The following is a 21,430-nucleotide window of genomic DNA, read 5'->3' on the forward strand; positions in this document are numbered from 1 at the left end:
CTATTGTGATTGACAAAATGCGAGCCCAAAACAGGCAACTTTCTTATTAAAGCACGAGGGTTCCCCTAGAAGAATCCGGGCGTGTCGCGCCGCTTCCAGAGGAACCCTCGGTTCAATTCTGGCCTCGTCAGACCCCTTGTGAGGCCTCCTGGACCACATCCTTGCCCTGGCGGGCAACCCTCATCCGGTGGCCCTCCTCCTGGCTGACCCCATAGTAGGCGGCCACGGCGATGTCCTTCATGTCCTCAATCAGCGGAATGCGCGGGTTAGCCGGCGTGCACTGGTCCTCATAGGCTCGCATGCCGATCTGATCCAGGGACTGCCAGAAGAGGTCCTCGTCCACTCCGGCCGCCTGGAAGGAGTCATCCATGCCCAGGCGCTCGTCCCTGTAGGATTCCACAGCACGGGCCAAGAGCTCCACACCCTCCTCGGGAGTAGCGGATTCGATGCCCAGTACGTGCGCCATCTGCCGGTAGCGCTCCGGGGCCACATACTCGCTGTACTTGGGCCAGCTGGTCGGCTCGTCCGGGATCCGCCCGTTGTAGCGGATCACATAGGGCAGAAGGATGGCGTTGGCCCGCCCATGGGCCACATGGCAGAGTGCTCCGATGGTATGCGCCATGCCGTGGCACATGCCCAGGAAGGCCGAACCGAAAGCCATGCCTGCCATGGTCGCCGCATTGTGCATCTTCTCCTGCGCGCGTGTCTTGTCCTCACCGCCGGCAGTGCCCACGGCAGGCTCCAGGTTGTCCCAGATCAGCTTGGCGGCGTGCAGGGCCATGGCGTCGGTGTAGTCATTGGCATAGACCGAAACGAAGGCCTCCATGCAGTGGGTCAGAGCATCGAAGCCCGAGTCACAGGCCAGCCTCTTGGGCTGTGTACGGGCCAGAACCGGATCCACGATGGCCACGCTGGGGGTCAGGGCGTAGTCGGTGATGGGGTACTTGTATCCTGTCTTATGGTCGGTGATGACCGCAAATGGGGTGACCTCCGAACCCGTCCCCGAAGAGGTGGGAATGCAGACCAGCTTGGCCTTGGTGCCCAGGGGCGGAATCTTGAAGGCCCGTTTGCGGATGTCGAAGAACTTCTCTCGAACATCGGCAAAGGAGATCTCCGGGTGCTCATAGAGCAGCCACATGATCTTGGCTGCGTCCATGGGGCTGCCGCCGCCCACGGCGATGATGGTGTCGGGGCCGAACTCATCGCGCATCATGGCCGCGCCGCGCTCCACCGTCTCGACGCTAGGCTCCGGCTCTACGTAGTCAATGATGCGGAAGGTGACCGGCTCGGACCGGGCGCGGAGCTGATCGATGATCTTGTCGACGATCCCCAGCTGCTCCATAACCTTATCGCATACGATGACGGCCCGGCGGATGCCGAACATGTCACGCAGGTAGCGAACGGAGTTGGGCTCGAAGTAGGTTTTGGCCGGCACCTTGAACCACTGCATGTTGTTGTTCCTCCGCGCAATCCGCTTAACATTGATCAGATTGACCGCCTGGACGTTGCCCGAGACCGAATTGCCCCCGTAGGAGCCGCAACCCAGGGTCAGGGAGGGGGCAATGGCATTGTAGATGTCGCCGATGCCGCCCAGGGAGCTCGGCTGATTCCATACAATCCGGCAGGCGTGCATGCGCTGGCCATACTCGCGCACCAGCCTTTCGTCATCGGTGTGGATCGCGGCCGTGTGCCCGGCACCGTAGCGCAGCATCTGCTCGCAGAAAGTGAAGCCCTCTTCCTTGTTGCTCGCCTTGAGCACAGCCTGAACCGGAGCCAGCTTCTCCAGGGTCAACGGTTCCATGGGCCCGACTTGGTCGCATTGGGCAGCCAGAATAGTCGCATCCTCGGGTATCTCGAAGCCGGCCTGACGAGCGATGAACTGGGGGGACTTGCCCGGAACCTCAGAGTTGAGCCTGGGAGCGGGCGCATCGGCACCGGCATGAGCACGCACGCCGAACATGTACTCCTCCAGCTTGACCTTCTCCTCAGGGCTGACGAAGTAAGCCTTGCGCCGCTTCATCTCCTCGATCACCCGGTCATACACATCCTGATGAGCGATGATGGCCTGCTCTGTAGCGCAGATCATGCCGTAGTCGAAATGCTTGGACAGGATCAGGTCGTTGACGGCCCGGGAAACGTTGACCCTGCGGTCCACATATGCCGGTGCATTGCCGGCTCCTACGCCCAGGGCAGGCTTGCCCGAGGAGTAGGCGGCCTTGACCATGCCGGTGCCTCCTGTGGCCAGAATGGTGGCAACGCCGGGGTGCTGCATCAGGGCGCCGGTGGCTTCGACTGAGGGGTGCTCGATCCATTGGATGCAATCCTGTGGAGCACCTGCCTCGATGGCGGCATCACGGACGATCCGGGCCGCCTCCACCGAACAGCGCTGGGCGTAGGGGTGGAATCCGAAGACGATGGGGCAGCGGGTCTTCAGGGCCAGCAGCGACTTGAAAATGGCAGTCGAGGTGGGGTTGGTGACCGGAGTCACGCCGGCCACGACTCCCACCGGCTCGGCCACCTCGATGATGCCGTCCACATCGTTCTCGCTGATGATGCCCACGGTGCGCTGCCTGGCCAGGTAGTTGGTCACGTGCTCGCAGGCGAAGATGTTCTTGGTGGCCTTGTCTTCCACCAGGCCGCGTCCTGTCTCCTCCACGGCCATCTGAGCCAGGGACAGATGCTTGTTCAGGGCCGCAATCGAGGCCTTGGCCACAATCCGATCCACTTGGCTCTGGTCGAGCTCCTCAAAGGCGCGTAAAGCCGCCTGCGCGCGGACGACCAGGGCATCCACCTCCATGCGGGCCAGCTCACTGCCGTCGGCCTGGCCGCCTTCCCTGCCAGCTGTCGGCTCCTTCACTTGATGGTCATGCTTATGCTTCTGCGTTCCAGCCAAGGTATTGGCCCTCCTCATGTTCCGCGGATGCCGATGAGGGCCGGCAGAAGGTCTCATACAGTCTCAGACCGTGGCGGTCCACGAAAGACATCCGTCATAACGTGACGAAAGTCACAATATAGACCCAAGGGGGCACCATTGAGCCCCCGGATGAGCGAACGTTCGCTTGAAGCGTGTCGTGTGGGAATTCGTGGTTTTCCTGGTCATTTTCCGCACCCCAACGTGCGCTTTGTCGTTCGCTTGGAACTGGGCTGTCCAGGCACGGATCCAAGCATGAAAAATCCCCAAGGTCCGTGAGAACCTCGGGGATGAAGGAAACCGCGAACGTCAGCGCTTGGAGAACTGCGGGGCGCGACGGGCCTTGTGCAGACCGGCCTTCTTGCGCTCCACCACGCGGGCGTCACGGGTCAGGAACCCGGCCTTCTTCAGGGCAGGACGGTTGGCGTCCCGATCGATGGCGTTCAGGGCGCGTGCGACGCCCAGACGGACTGCGCCGGCCTGGCCGGTCACACCGCCGCCCTCGACGCGCACAACCACGTCGAACTTGTTCTCGAGCTTGAGCAGCACGATAGGCGAGTTGACCTCGCGCTGGTGCAGCTTGCTGGGGAAGTACTCCTCCAGGGTGTGCCCGTTGATGCTCCACTTGCCGGAGCCCGGAATCAGACGGACGCGGGCGACTGCCTCCTTGCGGCGGCCGGTGCCATAGCCCGGCTCGATGGCGGAGGTGCCGGTGCCTGCACCGGCATTGGTCTCGGAAGTGTAGGAAGCGCTGGTCTCCTCGGCCTCAAGAACCGCGGAGCTGTTGTTGTTGTCAGCCATGATGATTATCTCCTCTGGTCCTACTTGGCCTGCTGAGCGACCTGATGGATCTTGTACTCAATGGGCTGCTGGGAGGTGTGAGGATGCTCCTCGCCTGCGAAGACCCGCAGCCTGGTCAGCTGGACCTTGGCCAGTTTGTTCTTGGGCAGCATGCCCTTGACCGCCGTCATGATGATGCGCTCGGGATTGTGCTCCATCAACTGCCCGTAGGAGTCGCGACGCAGACCGCCGGGACGGCCGGAGTGGGTGTAGAGCACCTTGTCGCTCTTGTTGCCCGTCAGCACCATCTTGGAGGCGTTGATGACAATGACGTTGTTGCCGGAGTCGGCGTAGGGCGCATAGGTGGGCTTGTTCTTGCCACGCAGCAGATCGGCCACCTGGGCTGCCAGACGCCCCAGCACCACACCGGAGGCGTCGACGATATACCAGTCATGTGTCAGATCGGCTGGTTTCGGGGTGAAAGTCTTCACGATTCAACCTTTTCCTTGCATTGTGTTTCGGGCTCTCCGCGCCGCATGCTGCCATGCTGGCCGAAAGCCGTGTATTCCGTGGGCTCCCTTAAAGTCCTAGACGGCGAGTGGGAAAAGCGCTTTGAGGACCCCTTAGGGAAACACAACAATCCATTATTGTAACGCCTGTATGCCGTTCGTCAAAATTTGTGTCTGCTCCGGTTTCAGCGGGAGGCAGCCGCCCGTGCCACCTGACCATCCGGGTCCTTGCTCAGGGCATCAAGGGTCGCCTGTCCCGTGTTGGGATTCAGGGCCACGGCCCGGCGCACCATGGCGGCCAGCACATGGGGGGCATCCTGCTCCTCGCGAGTGCCCAAGGCTCCCAGGAAGTCTAGTGTCTCGGCATCGGTTCGTTCATCCTGGGCGCCTTCCAGACGCATCTTCCAGGAGGTCATAGGGTTGGTCAGCGCGGCAGCTCTGACTCCGGCGTCCTCGTCCTTGGTAAGCAAACCGGCCAGCCAGTTCTTATCGTCCTTGTTGGCGGCTACCGCCCGGCGGACCTCGGAGCTGGAATCCTGGGAGAGCTTGACCAGAATGTTAGGAAAGGGCATGGTCTGCGCCAGGTAGACCCTGTCCTCCACCGGTGTGTGTTCATTGCCAGCCACCGCCTCCAGCAATGCCGTGAAGCGGGAGAAGGCAGCCTGGTCTGACCTGTCGGGCAGTGGGCTGCGGGCGAATCCGTGCAGCTCAGCCGTATCCGTGGAGTGCCTGAGCCTTTCATAGAAAACGGTCAGGGCCTCGTGGGGCTTGCCGGCTGACGGAGGTTCGGTTTCCGGTTGGTCCTGAGGATTGGTCATGCGGCCAGCTTAGGTCGTCTCCTTGATATCAGACTCGGCCCGGAATCCCCTCTAGCATGGAGATAGCGCAGGAACCGAGGAGACGATAGGAATAGGAGGCAAGCCGATTTGCTCACCATATTGGATACGCCGCAGAAACCAGCCACAGGCTCTCTGACCGACCGGAAGTCCGAGTTTATCGGCCAGGCCTGCCATGTGGAAGACCGAGATGCGGCCATGGCCTTCGTCCAAGAGGTCCGCTTACAGCACCCCAAAGCCCGGCACGTCTGCCACTGCGCGATCTGGGGACCTGAGGGCCGCACCAGCGAGCGCATGAGCGATGACGGAGAGCCCTCCGGAACGGCCGGCAAGCCCATACTTGAGGTCATGCGTCGGCAGGGACTGACCGATTGCGTCCTGACTGTGACCCGATACTTCGGGGGGATCCTTCTAGGGTCAGGAGGGTTGATCCGAGCCTATTCCTCAGCAGCCTCCCTAACACTCAAGGCGGCAAGATCGGCACGCGTGCTCCCGACGCAGCGCTTCACGATCACCGTGGACTACCCGGAATATGACTCCCTCCGCCGTCTGATCCGTACCACTGGGGGATACATGGAAAGCGAGGACTTCACTGACCGGGTGCGGCTGATCTACGACCTTGAGCCCGCAGCGGTGCCAGCCTTTCATGGTCGGCTGGACGACCTTCTGCAGGGCCGTGTCCAGCCCAGTGCACTGGGCGAAGGCCACAGGCTGATTCCCCTGTCCGGGGACCAAGCTCCATCTACCACATGATCGGCGGGACAGGCCACGCAGCCTTTGCCCAGCTTTGATCTGCACTGCCAGACAGGCTCATGTCATGCACCATCGGTCCGCCACTTACAGATTTGAATCCGCCCTAGCTGCAGCACTGCAAAGGCCAAGGAAAATGGATACCAATGGCAATAAATAAGGCCGGTGATCGTGCGAAATCAGCGATCACCGGCCTTCAGGCGGAGACGAGGAGATTCGAACTCCTGGACCGCTTGCGCAGTCAACACCTTAGCAGGGTGCCCCTTTCGGCCACTCAGGCACGTCTCCATGCTTGCTCCCGATCTGGGACCTTGATCCCAGGGTTTTCAAGAACAAAACAATAGAATACCATGATTGACTGACCTGACTCGCCGGAGCGGCAGGATCGGATGGAATAGGGACAGGTTTGTCCATTTTTCATGGATAAAAACCAGAAAAGTGAATCTTTTCTAAGAATTTACATTCGAGAATAATTTATCGTATGTTCCTCCGGGGCTCCCTTCTATCATGGAGCCATGAGTACCGCACCAAGGCTTGCAGCCGCCAAGAAGGACTGGGGACATGACGAGACCGGCTGCACGGTGCTGCATATTGACATGGATGCTTTCTACGCCTCTTGTGAAGTCGCTCGACACCCGCAATTGCAGGGAAGGCCGGTCATTATCGGCACCGGACAGCGTTCGGTGGTCTCCGCGGCCAGCTATGAGGCCAGAGCCTTCGGCATCAACTCGGCCATGCCTCTGGCACGTGCCAAGCGACTATGCCCTCAAGGGGTCTTCCTCCCGGTCGATATGACCTATTACCGGGGCATTTCACGACGGATATTTGATACGGTTTTCTCACAAATCACCGATCAGATCGAGCAGGTCTCCGTAGACGAGTGCTACATGGATGTGTCCGGGGCGCTCATGCGCTGGGGCATGCCCACAGCCATAGCCCGGTGGATTCGAGCCAGCGTGGCCCGCCAATTCCACGTGACCTGCTCGGTGGGCATCGCCACCAACAAGCTGGTAGCCAAAATGGCTTCCACCAATGCCAAGCCTGACGGCATGCTGCTGATTCCCAAGGCCCGGCAGGCCGAGTTCGTCCAGCTGATGCCCCTGCGCGGGGTCCCCGGCATCGGACCGGCCCTGGAAAAGCGGCTCAACGCCTGGGCCATCAAGGATGTGGCCGACTTGGCCACCATGAGCGAACGGGATCTGACTCGGGCCACAGGTTCGACCGTTACAGCCCGGATGCTGGCACAGGCCTCCCACGGCCTGGACGACGATCCGGTCAAACCACGAGCACCTGAGAAATCCCTGGGCGCGGAACGCACCTTCCTGCACGACACCACCAGCATGAAGCAGGTCTGCGACCTCCTGCGCGCCTGCAGCGACGAGGTGGCCACCGGACTGCGAGCGCATGACCTGATCGCCCGGACCATCACTGTCAAACTGCGCTTTGATGATCTGCGCTATATGACCAAGGCCCATACCCTGGAGACTCCGGTCAACTCAGCCAATCGCATCTATCCGCAGGCGGTCGGACTGCTCAAGGCCATGCTGGGGCTGCCAGAGGGCGTGCCCATGGACACCCCCCTGCCCCGGCTGATCCGCCTAGCCGGTGTCAGCGCATCCGGTCTGAGCCGGGTGGAAGATACCCCCATCCAGCCGTCCTTGGACGACATCATGCGCGAGAGCAAACGACACACCGGTAGTGAGTCCCAGCGCCTGGATCAGGCAGAGGCCACCATGGACTCCATCAGGAACCGCTACGGCAAGGGTTCAGTCAGCATGGGTCTTTAAGCACCTGCACGCAACCGCTCCAGTGCCAGCTCCAGCTGGTCGTCAGATATGGTGGATGAGAATCGCAAACGGTGACCATCCCCGTAAAACTCCCCAGGACTGGCCAGTATCCCTATACGGGCCAGGTCAGTCATATCGGCCCAGCAATCGCCCGAACGGGCTTGCGCCCAAATATAAAGTCCACCCTGTGGCATGACGGCATCGTATCCGTAAGCTGTCAGAGTTTGAGCCAAGGCCTGCAGACGACGTGCGTAGATCTTGCGCTGGGCCATCACAGCTTCTCCGTCCTCCAGAGCGGCTCGCATGGCCCGCTGTATCGGACCGGGCACAATCAGTCCCACCTGCTTGCGGTAGGCAGTCATGGGCTTCACCAGATGAGCATCGCCGGCCACGAGGGCTGCCCTGTACCCGGCCATGTTGGACTGTTTGCTCATCGAGTACAGGCAGAGTATCCCGCTGGCATCGCCGCCGCAGACTTTAGACTCCAAGATACAAGGTGAGGCCGGGATCGGCGCATTCTGCCCGACTTGAGTAGGTCCTGACCAATCCAGCATGGCATAGCACTCGTCGCTCAGGACCGTAGCCCCAATCGAACGAGCCGCCCGGACGATCTTAGCCAACGCCGTTCGGTCTATGACCTGACCACTGGGGTTGCCTGGCGAATTGATCCATACTGCTCGCACGCCAGGCAGATCCACCCATGAATCTGTATCAGCCGGATCATCAACGGTTGTCACCTGAGCCCCGGCCAGCTGGGTTCCGATGGCATAGGTGGGATAGGATACCGTCGGCTGTACCACCCGATCCCCCGGGCCCAGATGCAGGAGGGAGGCCATGAGTGCCACCGCCTCCTTGGACCCGACCGTAGGCACCAGGTCCGCGCCCAAGGCATCCAGATCGACACCGCGACGGCGACGGAACCAGCCGGCCACGGCCTGCCTCAGGAGATCATCACCGGCAGTTTTCGGATATCCTCGCGCCTGGTCATCATCCGCAGCCGCCGCCAGGGCATCCCTGACCGACCTGGGTACAGGATCCACCGGCGAACCGACCGAGAGGTCGACCAGACCGCCGGGGCACTGCTCAGCACGCCGCCGGTAGGGGTCAATCCTTGACCAGTCGTAGGGGGATCGGAAAGAGTGAAAACCCATGGCCCGCCTTTCTCTTATGAATAAGCCGCGGTGGGTTGGCTCCCATCCGCGGCTCGTCAGCCTTAATCGACTACTTGTTGGGCGGCAGTGCTGCCACACCCTCCGGATCGTGATCGTAGGGGCCGACCGCAGCAGCGCCGCCGGCATCCCCCACCTGGGCGAAGAAATCAGTCGCCGCGTCCTTATACCAAGTCCACTCCTCGGGCAGGTCGTCCTCGTAGAAGATGGCCTCCACCGGGCAGACCGGCTCGCAGGCGCCACAGTCCACGCACTCGTTGGGGTTGATGTAGAGCGAACGGACGCCCTCGTAGATGCAGTCCACCGGGCATTCGTCCACGCAGGCCTTGTCCTTGACGTCCACGCAAGGCTGAGCGATGACGTAGGTCATGGGTTACCTCCTGAGTATGCGAGTATTCACTCTACACTGCAGCGCCGACGCTCCAGGTCAGTCCAGACCGGCCTGGGTGGCCTCGGATATCTTCCCGCTGAGCTGATGCCGACCGAGCAGGGAGTGCCGGTAGGAATAGCAAAAGTAAATGGCCAGGCCTGCTGCCAACCAGACCACGAATCGAATCCAGGTCAGCACGGTCAGGTTGAGCATGAGCCAGAGGCAGGCCAGGGCGATCAGAATGGGAACCCAAGGGTTGCCGGGCATCTTGAAGGACCGGGGCAGGTCCGGCCGGCGCTTGCGCATGATAGGCAGGGAGATCGCCACCAGCAGGAAGGCCGAGAGCGTGCCGATGTTGACCATGTCGGACAGGACGTCTATGGGGAAGCAGGAGGCCACCACGGCCACCACGATGCCGCCCAGGATCTGGATGCGGGCAGGCGTGCCATGCCGGCCAGTGCGGGACAGGGCACGGGGAAGAAGCCCGTCGCGGCTCATGGCGAAGACAATGCGGGTCAGCCCCAGCAGGAGCACCATGACCACGGTGGTCAGCCCCACCACGATGCCGAAGGAGATGATCTTGGCAGCCCAGGGAGCGCCGACCATCTCGAAGCCGGTGGCCAGGGAGGGGTTCTTGGCCTTGGCCAGATCCTTGTAGGAGACCATGCCGGTGGTGACGATGGCTACAAGGATGTACAGGGTGATGACGATCAACATGCCCAGGCCGATTCCGCGGGGAATGGTCTTGTGGGGCTCCTTGGCCTCCTCTGAGGTTGTGGCGACGATATCGAAGCCCACGAAGGCGAAGAAGACCAGGGCTGCGCCTGAGAGGATGCCGGGGACACCGTAGATGGTGGGCTGCATGCCGGAAACCCACTGCCAGAGCGGCTGGCCCATGATTCCTGGCACGCTGGCTCCCGGAACGGCCGAAGCGGGCTCGGAAGGCGGGATGAAGGGCCGGTAGTTGTCCAACTTGACGTAGAAGAAGCCCACCACGATAACGAAGACCACGATGCCGATCTTGAGGACGGTCAAGGCCCCGTCGAACCGGGCAGAAAGTTTGGTGCCCAGGACCAGAAGAACCGTGAAGAGGGTGACGACCACCAGTGGGGCCAGGTCAACATCCATGCCTCCCACATGGAAGCTGGAGCTGAACGAGGTGCCCCCCATCAGATGGATGAAGTCATTCAGGTAGACGCCCCAGTACTTGGAGATGACCGAGGCGGCCATGAGCATTTCCAGAATCAGGTCCCAGCCGATGATCCAGGCCACCAGTTCGCCCATGGTGTTGTAGGTGAAGGTGTAGGCCGAGCCTGAAACCGGGATCATTGAGGCGAATTCCGCGTAACACATAACGGCTGCCGCGCAGACAATGCCTGCGATGACAAAGGAGATGATGACGGCCGGCCCTGCATGGAAGGCCGCCGCCTGGGCCCCCACCGAGAAGATGCCGGCACCCACGGCCACTGCGACTGCCATGATGGCCAGGTCCCAGGTGGTCAGCGTCCGCTTGAGCGACCTGCCCTCCTCCCCGGTCTCCGCCAGGGTCTGTTCAACCGATTTCTTCCTGAATAATTCCATCCTGCTCCCAATCGTGACTTATTGTGCCGCAAGCTCCTCCGGCCCATCACTATAGGAGATGGGGATACACAAGTCCGGACTTTGCCCATTTCGGGATACTACCCGATGGGGAGCACGACCGGAACCGTCAAATCAAACAGGGATCGAATCCCCCCTGATGCAGAGCGCCCAGGCCTTTGCGGCCCTGGCGCCGCATTCTCGCTGAGCCGTCAGAGCTGTCGCACGAAGCGACTTTCTGGCCATGGGGGTCAGCCAGCCTGCACATCAGCTCTTAAAAAGGGCCAGTGCGTTCTCATAGGAGACCGCGCGGACCAGAGGGGCAAGATACTCCTCGTCATCAGGAATGACGCCTTGGCTCGCCCAATCGCCCAGGAGCCCGCAGAGCACCCTGCGGAAGAGCTCGTGCCTGGGGAAGGACAGGAAGCTGCGGGAGTCCGTGGTCATTCCTACCGCATTGCCCAAGAGAGAGGTTTCTGCCAGAACCTCAAGCTGGCGGCGCATCCCGGTGATGGTGTCGTTGAACCACCAGGCGTTGCCCAGTTGAAGCTGGCCCCGATCATCGCCGCCGAAGCAGCCCAGGTCAGTGGCTATGGCCATGTAGTCGTTGGGATTGAGGGAATAGACGATGGTTCTGGGCAGGATGTTCGAGCTTTGCGCCTGGTCAAGAAGGGCCGCAAGGGGGGCGGCCACCGAACCGTCCGCCAGGGCATCGTAACCCGTGTCCGCTCCCAACCGCTGGAAGGCTGTCGAATTGTTGTCGCGACTGGCATGGAGGTGGAGCTGCATGGTCCAGCCCTTATCCTTGTAGATCCGCATGAGCTCAAGGAGGAGACCTGCACGGTATTGGGCCTGCTCCTGCCTGCCAAGGCCCAGTCCGGCCCTGGCCTTGCTGAAGATGGCATCCAGCTGCTCGGCAGTCGCCGGAGCGAACTCCACCACATCGACAGCATGGTCGGAGAGTCTGGAACCATGCTGATGGAAGTAATCCACACGATTGCGCAGAGCTTCGACCAGATCGCTGAAGTCATTGATCGGCTTGCCGCAGACCGACTCCATTGTGCCGATCCACCCGCCATACCCCTTGGCTGTCGGATTCAGGGCCGCATCCGGGCGGAAGGCGGGGACCATCCTGAAGGGCTCCCCCTCCTTGGCGAACCGATCGTGGTACTCCAGACTGTCCTCAGGAGAATCCGTGGTGCAGACCACTTTGACGTTCATGCGACGCAGAAGCGCTCTTCGCGAGAAGTCCGGGGTGGCCAGCAGCTCGTTGGTCTGATCAAAGATGGACCTGGCGGTCTTGGTGGTCAGGGGTTCGCAGATGCCGAAGTACCTCCGCAGTTCCATGTGGGTCCATAGATAGACCGGGCTGCCCACAGCCTGTTCCATGGTCCGGGCGTAAGCCATGAATTTGTCCCAAGGGTCGCCGTCCCCGGTGATCAGCCGTTCCGGAACACCATTGGCCCTCTCCAGTCGCCACTTATAGTGGTCTCCATAATTGCGCCCATCTGTCAGCCAGGCATCGACGATATTATCGAAGTTGGGGTCCTCATAGATCTCCTTGGCGTGCAGATGGCAGTGATAATCCACCAGGGGAAGATTCTCAGCCACGTCATGGAACAACCCTCGAGACAACCGCGTCCCGAGAAGAAAATCGTCATCCAGGAAAGCCACTACAAACTCCTTAGTCGAAAACAGCAAGTCCGGCATCCGAATTTCCGCGATGCCCAAATCCTCCTGTACAGACCAAGGGGCAGGTAAGGCAGTCAGACGATCGGAACTCACACATGCTCTTGATCAGCCTATGCGCACCCGAAAAGGCTCAGCATGATGTTGCCATGACTTGTCGGAAACCTTCCTGATCAGGAACCTGACTCAGCCTTGCCCGTACTCTGCCTGATGACCAGACGGGCCGGAACCGTCGGGGCTACAGACAGGGAGGCTCCGGAAAGACGCTGCATAAGGAGATCGGCAGCCCCATGTCCAAGGGCTGAAAGGGACATATGAATGGTGGTCAGAGGCGGACTGCTCACCATGGACATGATGTCGTTGTCGAACCCGATGACCGAGACATCACGAGGGCACTGGCAACCCAGCCGTCGTAAGGCCACGATCAGACCGATCGCCATCAGATCGTTGTGGGCAATGACCGCTCCCGTAGGATTTGCCAGATATTTCTCTGCAAAGGAATAGCCCCCGTAAAAGGTGGGAGCGCAAGGCAGCGAGCGCTTGACGCTCATCCCCTTGGCGTCGCACTCATTGAGGATGTGCCGCCACCGTATGCCACTTGACCAGGAGGCCGCCGGCCCGTCCAAATAAGTAAGACTCCGGCAACCCAATGAGTGCAGGTAGTCGACCGCCTGGCATGCCCCCTTGGACGAGTCGATGCTGATGCTGGAGACGCCCCGAACATCACGGTTGACGCTGACAAGAGGACGCAGCTGGGCGCACTTGCGGATCATGGCATCGGGCATCCTAGGGGAGACCAGGATGATCCCCGAGACCACGGGGGCGACCGCATCGACGATCCTGTGCTCCCGGGTAATGGACTCCCGGGTATCAAGAATCAGGGTTTCGAAATGGAAACGCTCGCATTCGTCCTGGATATTGCGGATGACCCCGGTGAAAAACTGATTACCCAGGTCGGGCACAATAACCGCCACCAGTCCCCTGCCTTGGGAGTCTGACCTGCTGTCGACCATGTCGCTGTGATAGCCCAGCGAATCAGCGACCTTCTGAACCATCCGAGCGGTCGAAATGCTGACCCGATCCGGGCGTGAAAAGGTGCGCGAGACCGTTGAAGGAGAGACGCCGGCCTGGCGGGCCACATCATATATGGTGGTGCGGCGGTTGCCCTTGGAGGAATCGCCGCCCGAATCTGCTTCGGTCTTCATCTAGCCGTATCAGCCTTCCCTCTGCAGCCCCATAGCGCATGAAACATACGCCAACAAAGCCAAGTACCTCTTAGCGTCCAAGTATAAGTAATTCCACAATGTCCATAGCAGCCGACAGCAGTCTGGTGAGAAACAAACGGCAACTCCGAAGGCAGGCAAGCTCCCACTTGAGTAGGTTCGAAAACAAGTGGGGCCAGTGCGTACGCCTGGTCTCCACGGAATGGCTCTTTTGATAAAGGAAGACACTGATGCTTCACCTGAGCGACGATATACATAATCAGACTGCTGCCTGGCAGAAGGCCGGTGTCACCCTGCCAACCTACGACATCGAGGCCATGCGCCAGGCCACCAAGCGCTCGCCTACCTGGGTCCACTTCGGGGCAGGCAACCTCTTCAGGGCAGTTCACGCCCCCATTGCCCAAAAACTTCTGGATTCAGGCGCCACCGACCGAGGCATATCGGTGGTCGAATCCTTCGACCCGGCCATCATCGACCAGGCCTACTCCCCCTTCGACGACCGCTATCTTCAGGTCATCCTGAAAGCGGACGGATCCGTGAAAACCTCGTTGGCCGCCTCGATCGCAGGTGCCTATCCGCTGGGCGAAGACCCGAAGCCCCTGCGTGATCTGAGGCTGGTCTTCCGCAATCCCAGCCTGCAGATGGTCACCACAACCATCACCGAGAAAGGCTACGCCCTGGTCGACTCCCAAGGCCGGTCGCTGCCATGGATCGCCCCGGAATTCGAGGGCGGACCCGACAAGGCCAAGAGCGCCATCGCAGTCATCACGGCCCTCTTGCTGGAGCGCTACCGGGCCGGTGCCCTTCCCCTGGCCCTGGTCAGCACCGACAACTTCTCACGAAACGGGGAGCGGTTCGGTCAGGTCGTCAGGCGGATGACCGAAGAGTGGATAAAGAGAGGCCTGGCCGAAAAAGGCTTCGGCGACTACCTCAGAGACAAGAACAAAATCACCTTCCCACTGACCATGATCGACAGAATCACTCCAACCCAGAAGCGGAAGTGGGTCGCCGACTCAAGGCTCTGGGCATCGCCGATGCGGAGCCCTTCCGTACCAGGGGCGGAACCGCCATGGCCCCCTATGCCAACACCGAGGAAACCTGGTATTGGGTGGTCGAGGACGACTTCCCTGCAGGACGCCCGCCTCTGGAGAAGGCAGGAGTCTACATGGCCGACAAGGATACAGTCAACGCCGCCGACCAGATGAAGGTCACCACCTGCCTGAACCCCCTGCACACGGCCCTGGCCGTCTTCGGGATGCTCCTAGGGTATCCGACCATGTCGAAAACCATCGCCGACCCGGACCTCAAGGCCTTGGTCACCCGCCTGGGGTATGTGGAAGGACTGCCTGTGGTCGAGGACCCGGGCATCTTCTCCCCCAAGGAGTTCCTCCGCCAGGTCATCGAGATCAGGGTTCCCAATCCCGGCCTGCCCGATACACCGGCGCGTATCTGCGCCGACACCTCCCAGAAGATTCCGGTCAGATACGGAATCACCATCAGCAAGTACATCCGAGCCAAGGACCTTGACACCGCCGATCTGGAAGCCATCCCGCTGATCATCGCCGCCTGGCTGCGGCTGCTGATCGGTTCGGATGGAAACGGTACGGACGATGCCGGGCGGCGGGTCAAGCTCAGCCCAGACCCGCGCCTGGAGGAGCTTCAAAGGATTCTGGTCGACATCCCACTCAAGGGGTCAGTCAGGAAGGAGACTGTGGCGACGACGATCAAGTCCATCCTGGCCGATGCCTCCATCTTCGGAACCGATCTGAACGCCACCCCACTGGCCGACAAAATCGAGACCTTCCTGGCAGCCATGTGCCAGGGCAGTGGTGCCGTCGCAAGCACCCTTCACAAAGCTGCAAGCGCCTGGTGACATGGGTATCTACTGACTGGACAAGACACACAATGACAGGATCCATCCGATCCGAACGTATGGAGAGAGCATCATGCACATGGGATTCCGCTGGTATGGCCAGGGCAACGACACCATCAGCCTGGATGATATTCGTCAGATTCCGGGGGTGGAGACCATTGTCTGGTCCCTGCACCATAAACAGACCGGCGAGGTTTGGCAGCCGGAGGAAATCGAAGAGGCCATGGCCACAATCACCGGGTTGTCTGCCAGGGATCGGGCGGCAGGCATAACCAAGACCTTCAATGCCGACGTGGTTGAGTCGGTCAACGTTCATGAGTCCGTCAAGACCGGTTCGACGGTCCTCGGAATCAGCCGGGACCAGGCCATTGACGCCTACATCGAGACTATAGCCAACCTGGGCAAGGCCGGGGTCAAAGTCGTCGCCTACAACTTCATGCCGGTCTTCGACTGGCTGCGCACGGAGATGTTCCACCCCTGCCCAGACGGATCCACCGCCCTCTACTACAACCAGCACCAGGTGGACCGGCTCAGCCCACAGGGCATCATCGACGAAACCCTGAAGGGGGCCGGGTCCCTGACTGTGCCCGGCTGGGAACCTGAACTGATGGAGGCCTATCAGGGAATGGACCACGAGCAGATGTACGCCAACTTCAAGTACTTCCTGGATGCCGTGATCCCCACCTGCGAGCGCTACGGGGTCAAGCTGGCCGTCCACCCCGACGACCCTGCCTTCGACCTGTTCGGCTGGCCGCGCGTGGTCTCCAGCAAGGAGGGGATCCAACGAGTGCTGGACCTGAATCCCAGCCCCTGCAACGGACTGTGCCTGTGCCTGGGATCCTTCTCATCCAGACGGGGTAACGACGCTGTGGATGCAGTCAAAACCTTCATGGACAGGATCTACTTCAGCCACGTGCGCAACATCCGATTCACCGACGAGCAGGGCTCATTCTACGAGGTGGGTCACCGCGCCAGCGAGGGGAACGTGGACACCGTCGGCATCATGAAAGCCTACGCCGAGGCCGATTACCAGGGCTACATCCGCCCAGATCACGGACGGCATTTGTGGAGCGAGAACACGGAGGCCGGTAGACCGCGGCCAGGTTACGGTCTTTATGACCGCGCCATGGGCATCCAGTATCTGCTTGGAGTCTGGGACGCTTACCGCTACAACCGTTGATGGGGCAAAATCCAGCAAGACCCCCCTTGTCATGCTGTTCGGCAAGGGAGCCTTTATTTCTCATTGCCGCCAATTTCGTAGCTCATTGCCTGTCTCATTCCTCAAGACAAACCTAGCCTGAGGGCGAAGCAGAAGAAATTCCGAAGAATAAGGAAGTGCCTGATGCCGGTCGGGGTCAATCGCAAACCCGACCTGGCATCAGACACTTATTCGGTGTTCCCGCCAGAACCACGCCCTGTGGGAAGTTTCTTTCAACCTTGGAAAACCGACATATTGTAAACGCGAGAATCAAATTGCCTTGAAGCAACTGACCCCTCGTTTGCACTATTGGCTCATGCCAATCGGTCAATCAGGGGCTGGACACCCCGGTCGGCCAAATCGTCCAGGTTCTTCTGTACAGCTTCCGTGAGTCCAGCAATCCTGGTCAGATCATGACCCCAAATGGAAGCATCAGCAAGAATCCGGTCGACAAAATCATCCTGACCGGCAGCCACGCGAAAGGCATCGACGACCTTTTGATCATCCTGAATCTTCACAGCATCAACGGCCTTGCCACCATAAATCCACAACAGGCAGGACAGCGCCAGGACGATCCGCTCCGGAAGCCCACACCCCTGCTCTACGTTGGCCGTAACCAGCGGGAGAAGGCGGGAGACGAATTTGGAGACCGAGTTCAGCCCTATGGAATCCAAGGAATGCTGGACAAAGGGGTTGTCGAACCGCTCACGAACCGCAGCAGCGAAGTTCTCCAGCTCCTCCTTGGGCAGGCTCTGGACGGGGATGATCTCCTCCTCCATCTCACGGGTGATGAATGAGCGCATGGTCTTATCGCCCATGACCTGTCCTACGGTCTCGAATCCAGCCAGCCGAGCCACCTGGGCCATGGTGGTATGAGGACCATTGAGCAGATAGACCTTGCGCTCACGGTAGGGCTGTACAGCATCGCAGGTCACCAGGTCGATTCCGGCCTTCCGCGCGGGAAGCAGCTCATCAACCTTGCGCTGGGCGGTCTGGTCGCCGGCCACGACCCAGAGCAGGAAGGGCTCGGCCTTGACCATGTTCTGGTCCTCGTAGCCCAGCCTCCCCCAAAGCTCCTGGGCATCTTCGCACGGGTAGCCAGGGACTATCCGATCCACGAGGGTGGATACGAACGTGTTCTCCCGATCAAGCCAGTCGATGAAGTCCTTACCCCATCCGAACCGTTCGGCGACCTTTATCAGGGCACGATACAGGGCCGGACCGTTGTCGGCGATAAGCTCGCAGGGCATAATCAGGAAGCCTGGCATGGACCTGTCGAACCTACGCTTGAGCAGATGAGCCAACTTCGCCGGATACCCCGCTGGTGGCTGGTCCGTGACCTTATCCCCGTCGTTGACGGCAATGCCTGCCTCGGTCGTGTTGGAGACGATGATCTGCGTATCAGGATCATCCGCCAGAGCCAGAAACCCCTCCCAGTCCTGGTAAGGGTTGACTGTCTTGCCGATAGAGTCAATCAGCTCATGGCTGCGGACCGGCTGTCCGTCCTTGAGACCGTCCAAAATGACGGTGTAAAGCTCTTCCTGGTCCTCCAAGGCTTGGACCCTGCCGTTTTCCCGGGGTTGGACCACTGCTACGTTCCCCCCAAACACGCCCTTGTTGTTGAGCTGCTGGACTATCCACTCAACAAATCCTCTGAGGAAATTGCCCTCTCCGAACTGGATGATTCTGATGGGCCGTCGAGCTGCCTCTGGATTGGTCAGCCCCAGATGCACGGCCACTGCTTCCTGCAGCCTCTCCACGATGCTTCCTTTCCGTCCGTTTGCCTCCCGCCCGCCGACCGCTATGTCATGGGAACCGCCATGCCATTCCTTCCATGACCAGGACTGATGGATCCGACAGACCTGTCTCAACCCGCGACAAGGCGGTAACCGTCCGATTCGTCCTTTGCTGTTTTCATGCTATGTGATAGAGGGATGGCGGAGGAATATGTTGCCAGCTGTTGCTTGTCCCGGCATTGTTGATGTGTACTTTGTATAAAACAGACCCTCAGATCCTTGCCTCGATCTGAGGGTCGGGAGAAAGGAATCCTCGAGCAGGGCTACCAGGCCAAGTCGATACCCGGGGTGACAGGTTCGGGAATCAGGCGGATGCCGAAGGTGGAATCCACGCCTTTCTGTATGGCACGGGCCAAGGCCACCATGTCGTCGGAGCCGGCGCCTCCCCGGTTGGTCAAGGCCAGCGTGTGCACGTCGGACAGGGCTGCAGCCGACCCCTCCTCCAAGGAGAAGCCCTTGTGGAAGCCTGAATGATCAATCAGCCAGGCTGCTGAGGTCTTGACCAACGCCGAGTCTTCGACAGGATAGCGCGGGGCATCCACCGGCAGAGCATTCGCGGCCTCACGACTGATGATCGGATTGGTGAAGAAACTGCCGCAGCTATGGCGGTCAAGCAGCACCCGCTCGCCCCTGGGGCCATGAAGGTCACCCTGGACTGCCTCCAGAGCCTCTTCCAGGTCGGAGGTCCGACGACATGATCCCATCCAATCGGTCAGGTACCGGTAGGGATCCTCCAGCATCCCCTTGCCTGCCCTGACGGTCAGAACCGCCTGTCGGATCCGCTCCAGGGGAAGCGTTGCCCCGACCTGCACACCCAGGGCCTTGGCAAGCTGGGCCGAATCCACCCGAGCGGCGGACCCATGTCGCAGGACCAGGGTGACCGAAAGGACCACATAGCGGGGCGTGGGGAAGAACCGTGCGTCGGGCACAGCCGGCGCCTGGTACATGGTCTGCTTGAGCAGTGAGGTTCTGTATCCGAAATCCAGATCCGAGGCCCGCAGATAGGCGGTGACCTTGTTCTGGCGGTCCCATACCTCGACCGAGTCGACAAGGCATCCGACCTCCTGGCCGTAGGCGCCGATGTTCTGGACCACCGAGGCCCCGACAGTCCCTGGGATGCCGGATAGGCCCTCCAGCCCGATCAGGTGCATGCGCACGCAGTAGGAGACCAGATCATCCCAGTTGGTCCCAGCCGTGGCGTTGATATGGACGACGGGAACGCCGCCCTCAGGCGGGGCCACCTCGTCAGGCACGCTGATGTCCTGACGGGTATCACGCACAACCACGCCGGGAAAGTCCTGGTCAGAGGCAAGCAGGTTGGATCCCCCACCGATCAGGCAGAGGGGCAGCCCCTTGGAATCCGCGCCCTCCACGGCCTCGATCAGCCCGACCCTGTCGTGTGGCTGAACAAAGGCTGCAATGTGTCCTCCCACACCCATGGTGGTGATATCAGCAAATGTCGGAATGGCGTCTCTGGAGGATACATCAGGCATGCAATTCACTGTATCATCGTCCCCTTATGAGGGCCTCTCCCGAGCAGAAGCCATGCCAGACCTGGAATGCTCCCTGTCGCCCTTGGCGATCATCAATCGGCCATACTCAGATAGCGAAGCTAGGGCGTCCAGGCGGCCGCGAAGTCTGGTCTGCCCCACCCCTATCAGGTTTTCCTATAGCTTTTGCAAGACCCGCGCAGGCCCAGGGGACGATTAGCGGCGATAGATATTACCTATATGCCAGATCGTTGACCGGGCTGCTTACTTGGGGTTTTATGTGACAAGAGCTTTGGAAAGGGGAATCCCCAAAGCCCTGTTCCGAACCAAGAGCACCGGAGATACCTGGACACCTGACCGGGCGTCCATAGGACACGCACCAGGAAACGAGCATGCAATGACAGAAGACAGACGAACCCAGTTCCACCAGATAACCCATGACCAGGGGAAACAAGCCTGGCTGACCTCCGCCTGGCAGCACCACATCGGGCACGAGTACGGTGCCGAGAATTTTGCCGCAGCCACCTTGGACTTCGTTCGCAAGTGGGATTGGGACTGGGTCAAGATCAACCCGAGGGCCATCTACTATGCCGAGGTCTGGGACGCAGTCTACGACAGGGATCACTATGATTGGCTGATCCCGCGCACTGTCCGCACGGCCATCCAGGAGGCAGGGGACATCGCCCGCATCGACTACCGCGATCCTGAAACCAACAGGGTCCTCCAAGAGCAGATCCAGGCCGCCAGGATCATCCGAGACGGCCTGGAGGACCGAGCAGTCATCGACACGGTCTTCTCCCCGCTCTCGGTCCTCCTTCAATTGGCCGATCTCCCCCTCTACCCCGAGGGGCAGGGCTCCGCGCAGGAGGAGGACAGGAATCTGAACAGGCAGACGCTGATCTTCGCCCAGCCCGAGGCAGCCAAGTCAGCGCTGGACAACATCGCCCGGACCCTTGCCGACTACGCAACCCTGCTGGTCAGACCCAAGGAGCAAGGCGGGGCCGGCCTGGACGGCATCTTCTTCGCCGAAACGGGCCTGGCCAGCCATGGCTACTTCAACCAGGCGCAACTGGAGGAATGGGCCAAGCCCTATGACCGGATCGTGCTCCGGGCGGTCAGACAGGCCAATCCGGAAGCCCTGGTCCTGGTGCATACCTGCCGGGAGGATGCGCATCCTGAAGAATTCACCGATCTGAATCCTGATTTTCTTCATTGGGATCAGTTCCGCCCAGGCAATCCTGAAATCAGCACCGACTTTCCTGCTGTACCCGTGGGCGGAGCCGACTTCGAACTCTTCAACCCAGGCGGCGACGTGGACCAGATCCGCAAGGAATTGGATCAGACCATCCAGGCCCGTCAAGGCCGTCCCTTCCTCCTGGCGCCCTCATGCACCATCCCGACGCCCGCCGACGAGGAAGCCCTGCGCCTTCTGAGCGGAACCCGGGCCCCCAAGCAACTCTGAAACCACAAA

At 60.6% G+C, this 21,430-nt stretch carries 17 protein-coding genes and 1 tRNA gene; 6 read left to right on the forward strand and 12 right to left on the reverse strand.

All coding sequences use genetic code 11. The features are described 5' to 3' along the window. Positions 1-127 precede the first annotated feature (127 nt). The 4 genes from adhE to DKK74_RS06790 form a co-directional block, all read right to left on the reverse strand. On the reverse strand, positions 128-2,857 hold the full coding sequence (gene adhE / locus DKK74_RS06775) for a bifunctional acetaldehyde-CoA/alcohol dehydrogenase (protein WP_181414972.1): 2,730 nt from the start codon (positions 2,855-2,857) through the stop codon (positions 128-130). 363 nt (positions 2,858-3,220) lie between these two features. Further along, a complete protein-coding gene (gene rpsI / locus DKK74_RS06780) occupies positions 3,221-3,712 on the reverse strand; it encodes a 30S ribosomal protein S9 (RefSeq protein ID WP_015022361.1) in 492 nt (163 codons plus the stop codon). Positions 3,713-3,732: 20 nt separating this feature from the next. Further along, positions 3,733-4,182: a 50S ribosomal protein L13 gene (gene rplM, locus DKK74_RS06785; RefSeq protein WP_045935716.1), complete on the reverse strand. Its 450-nt coding sequence runs from the start codon at positions 4,180-4,182 to the stop codon at positions 3,733-3,735. 203 nt (positions 4,183-4,385) lie between these two features. Continuing rightward, positions 4,386-5,018 carry an AbrB family transcriptional regulator gene (locus DKK74_RS06790; RefSeq protein ID WP_110413377.1) on the reverse strand — a complete coding sequence of 211 codons (633 nt, stop codon included), beginning with the start codon at positions 5,016-5,018 and terminating at the stop codon, positions 4,386-4,388. A 108-nt stretch (positions 5,019-5,126) separates the two neighbouring features. Here DKK74_RS06790 and DKK74_RS06795 point away from each other — a divergent pair, with 108 nt between their 5' ends. Next, the gene (locus DKK74_RS06795; protein ID WP_110413378.1) at positions 5,127-5,789 is read left to right on the forward strand and encodes an IMPACT family protein; all 663 of its coding nucleotides are present in this window, start codon (positions 5,127-5,129) and stop codon (positions 5,787-5,789) included. A gap of 198 nt (positions 5,790-5,987) precedes the next feature. On the opposite strand, the gene DKK74_RS06800 is transcribed toward DKK74_RS06795, so the two are convergent. Further along, positions 5,988-6,074, reverse strand: a tRNA-Ser gene (locus DKK74_RS06800). Positions 6,075-6,301: 227 nt separating this feature from the next. Between DKK74_RS06800 and dinB the strand changes: the two genes are divergently transcribed. Continuing rightward, a complete protein-coding gene (dinB, locus tag DKK74_RS06805; protein ID WP_110413379.1) occupies positions 6,302-7,573 on the forward strand; it encodes a DNA polymerase IV in 1,272 nt (423 codons plus the stop codon). On the opposite strand, the gene dapC is transcribed toward dinB, so the two are convergent. The 5 genes from dapC to DKK74_RS06830 form a co-directional block, all read right to left on the reverse strand. Next, positions 7,570-8,724, reverse strand: coding sequence for a succinyldiaminopimelate transaminase (gene dapC, locus DKK74_RS06810; protein WP_110413380.1), 1,155 nt, complete (start codon positions 8,722-8,724; stop codon positions 7,570-7,572). The two genes, dinB and dapC, sit on opposite strands and share 4 nt — an antisense overlap. Before the next feature lie 70 nt (positions 8,725-8,794). Next, on the reverse strand, positions 8,795-9,112 hold the full coding sequence (fdxA, locus tag DKK74_RS06815) for a ferredoxin (RefSeq protein ID WP_015022367.1): 318 nt from the start codon (positions 9,110-9,112) through the stop codon (positions 8,795-8,797). Positions 9,113-9,169: 57 nt separating this feature from the next. Continuing rightward, a complete protein-coding gene (locus DKK74_RS06820) occupies positions 9,170-10,693 on the reverse strand; it encodes an amino acid permease (RefSeq protein ID WP_110413381.1) in 1,524 nt (507 codons plus the stop codon). A gap of 264 nt (positions 10,694-10,957) precedes the next feature. Next, positions 10,958-12,400: a glucuronate isomerase gene (gene uxaC, locus DKK74_RS06825; protein ID WP_181414973.1), complete on the reverse strand. Its 1,443-nt coding sequence runs from the start codon at positions 12,398-12,400 to the stop codon at positions 10,958-10,960. A 152-nt stretch (positions 12,401-12,552) separates the two neighbouring features. Continuing rightward, a complete protein-coding gene (locus DKK74_RS06830; protein WP_110413383.1) occupies positions 12,553-13,584 on the reverse strand; it encodes a LacI family DNA-binding transcriptional regulator in 1,032 nt (343 codons plus the stop codon). 248 nt (positions 13,585-13,832) lie between these two features. Between DKK74_RS06830 and DKK74_RS06835 the strand changes: the two genes are divergently transcribed. From DKK74_RS06835 to uxuA, 3 genes are all read left to right on the forward strand, one after another. Beyond that, positions 13,833-14,807 carry a hypothetical protein gene (locus DKK74_RS06835; RefSeq protein WP_110413384.1) on the forward strand — a complete coding sequence of 325 codons (975 nt, stop codon included), beginning with the start codon at positions 13,833-13,835 and terminating at the stop codon, positions 14,805-14,807. Next, positions 14,768-15,475, forward strand: coding sequence for a mannitol dehydrogenase family protein (locus DKK74_RS06840; protein ID WP_375537559.1), 708 nt, complete (start codon positions 14,768-14,770; stop codon positions 15,473-15,475). The genes DKK74_RS06835 and DKK74_RS06840 overlap by 40 nt, the downstream gene beginning before the upstream one ends. 73 nt (positions 15,476-15,548) lie before the next feature. Next, the gene (uxuA, locus tag DKK74_RS06845) at positions 15,549-16,655 is read left to right on the forward strand and encodes a mannonate dehydratase (RefSeq protein ID WP_110413386.1); all 1,107 of its coding nucleotides are present in this window, start codon (positions 15,549-15,551) and stop codon (positions 16,653-16,655) included. 332 nt (positions 16,656-16,987) lie between these two features. Here the strand turns inward: uxuA and DKK74_RS06850 are convergent, their stop codons facing one another. After that, positions 16,988-18,433, reverse strand: a complete 1,446-nt coding sequence (locus DKK74_RS06850; RefSeq protein ID WP_110413665.1) for a tagaturonate reductase — start codon at positions 18,431-18,433, stop codon at positions 16,988-16,990. A 299-nt stretch (positions 18,434-18,732) separates the two neighbouring features. After that, positions 18,733-19,935: an FAD-binding protein gene (locus DKK74_RS06855; RefSeq protein WP_181414974.1), complete on the reverse strand. Its 1,203-nt coding sequence runs from the start codon at positions 19,933-19,935 to the stop codon at positions 18,733-18,735. 421 nt (positions 19,936-20,356) lie between these two features. On the opposite strand from DKK74_RS06855, the gene DKK74_RS06860 reads away from it, so the two are divergent. Continuing rightward, entirely contained in the window at positions 20,357-21,421 is a 1,065-nt protein-coding gene (locus DKK74_RS06860; RefSeq protein ID WP_110413388.1) for a uroporphyrinogen decarboxylase family protein, read from the forward strand. Positions 21,422-21,430: the final 9 nt, after the last annotated feature.

It is taken from the genome of Bifidobacterium asteroides, from assembly GCF_003202755.1.
GTDB lineage: Bacteria > Actinomycetota > Actinomycetes > Actinomycetales > Bifidobacteriaceae > Bombiscardovia > Bombiscardovia asteroides_F.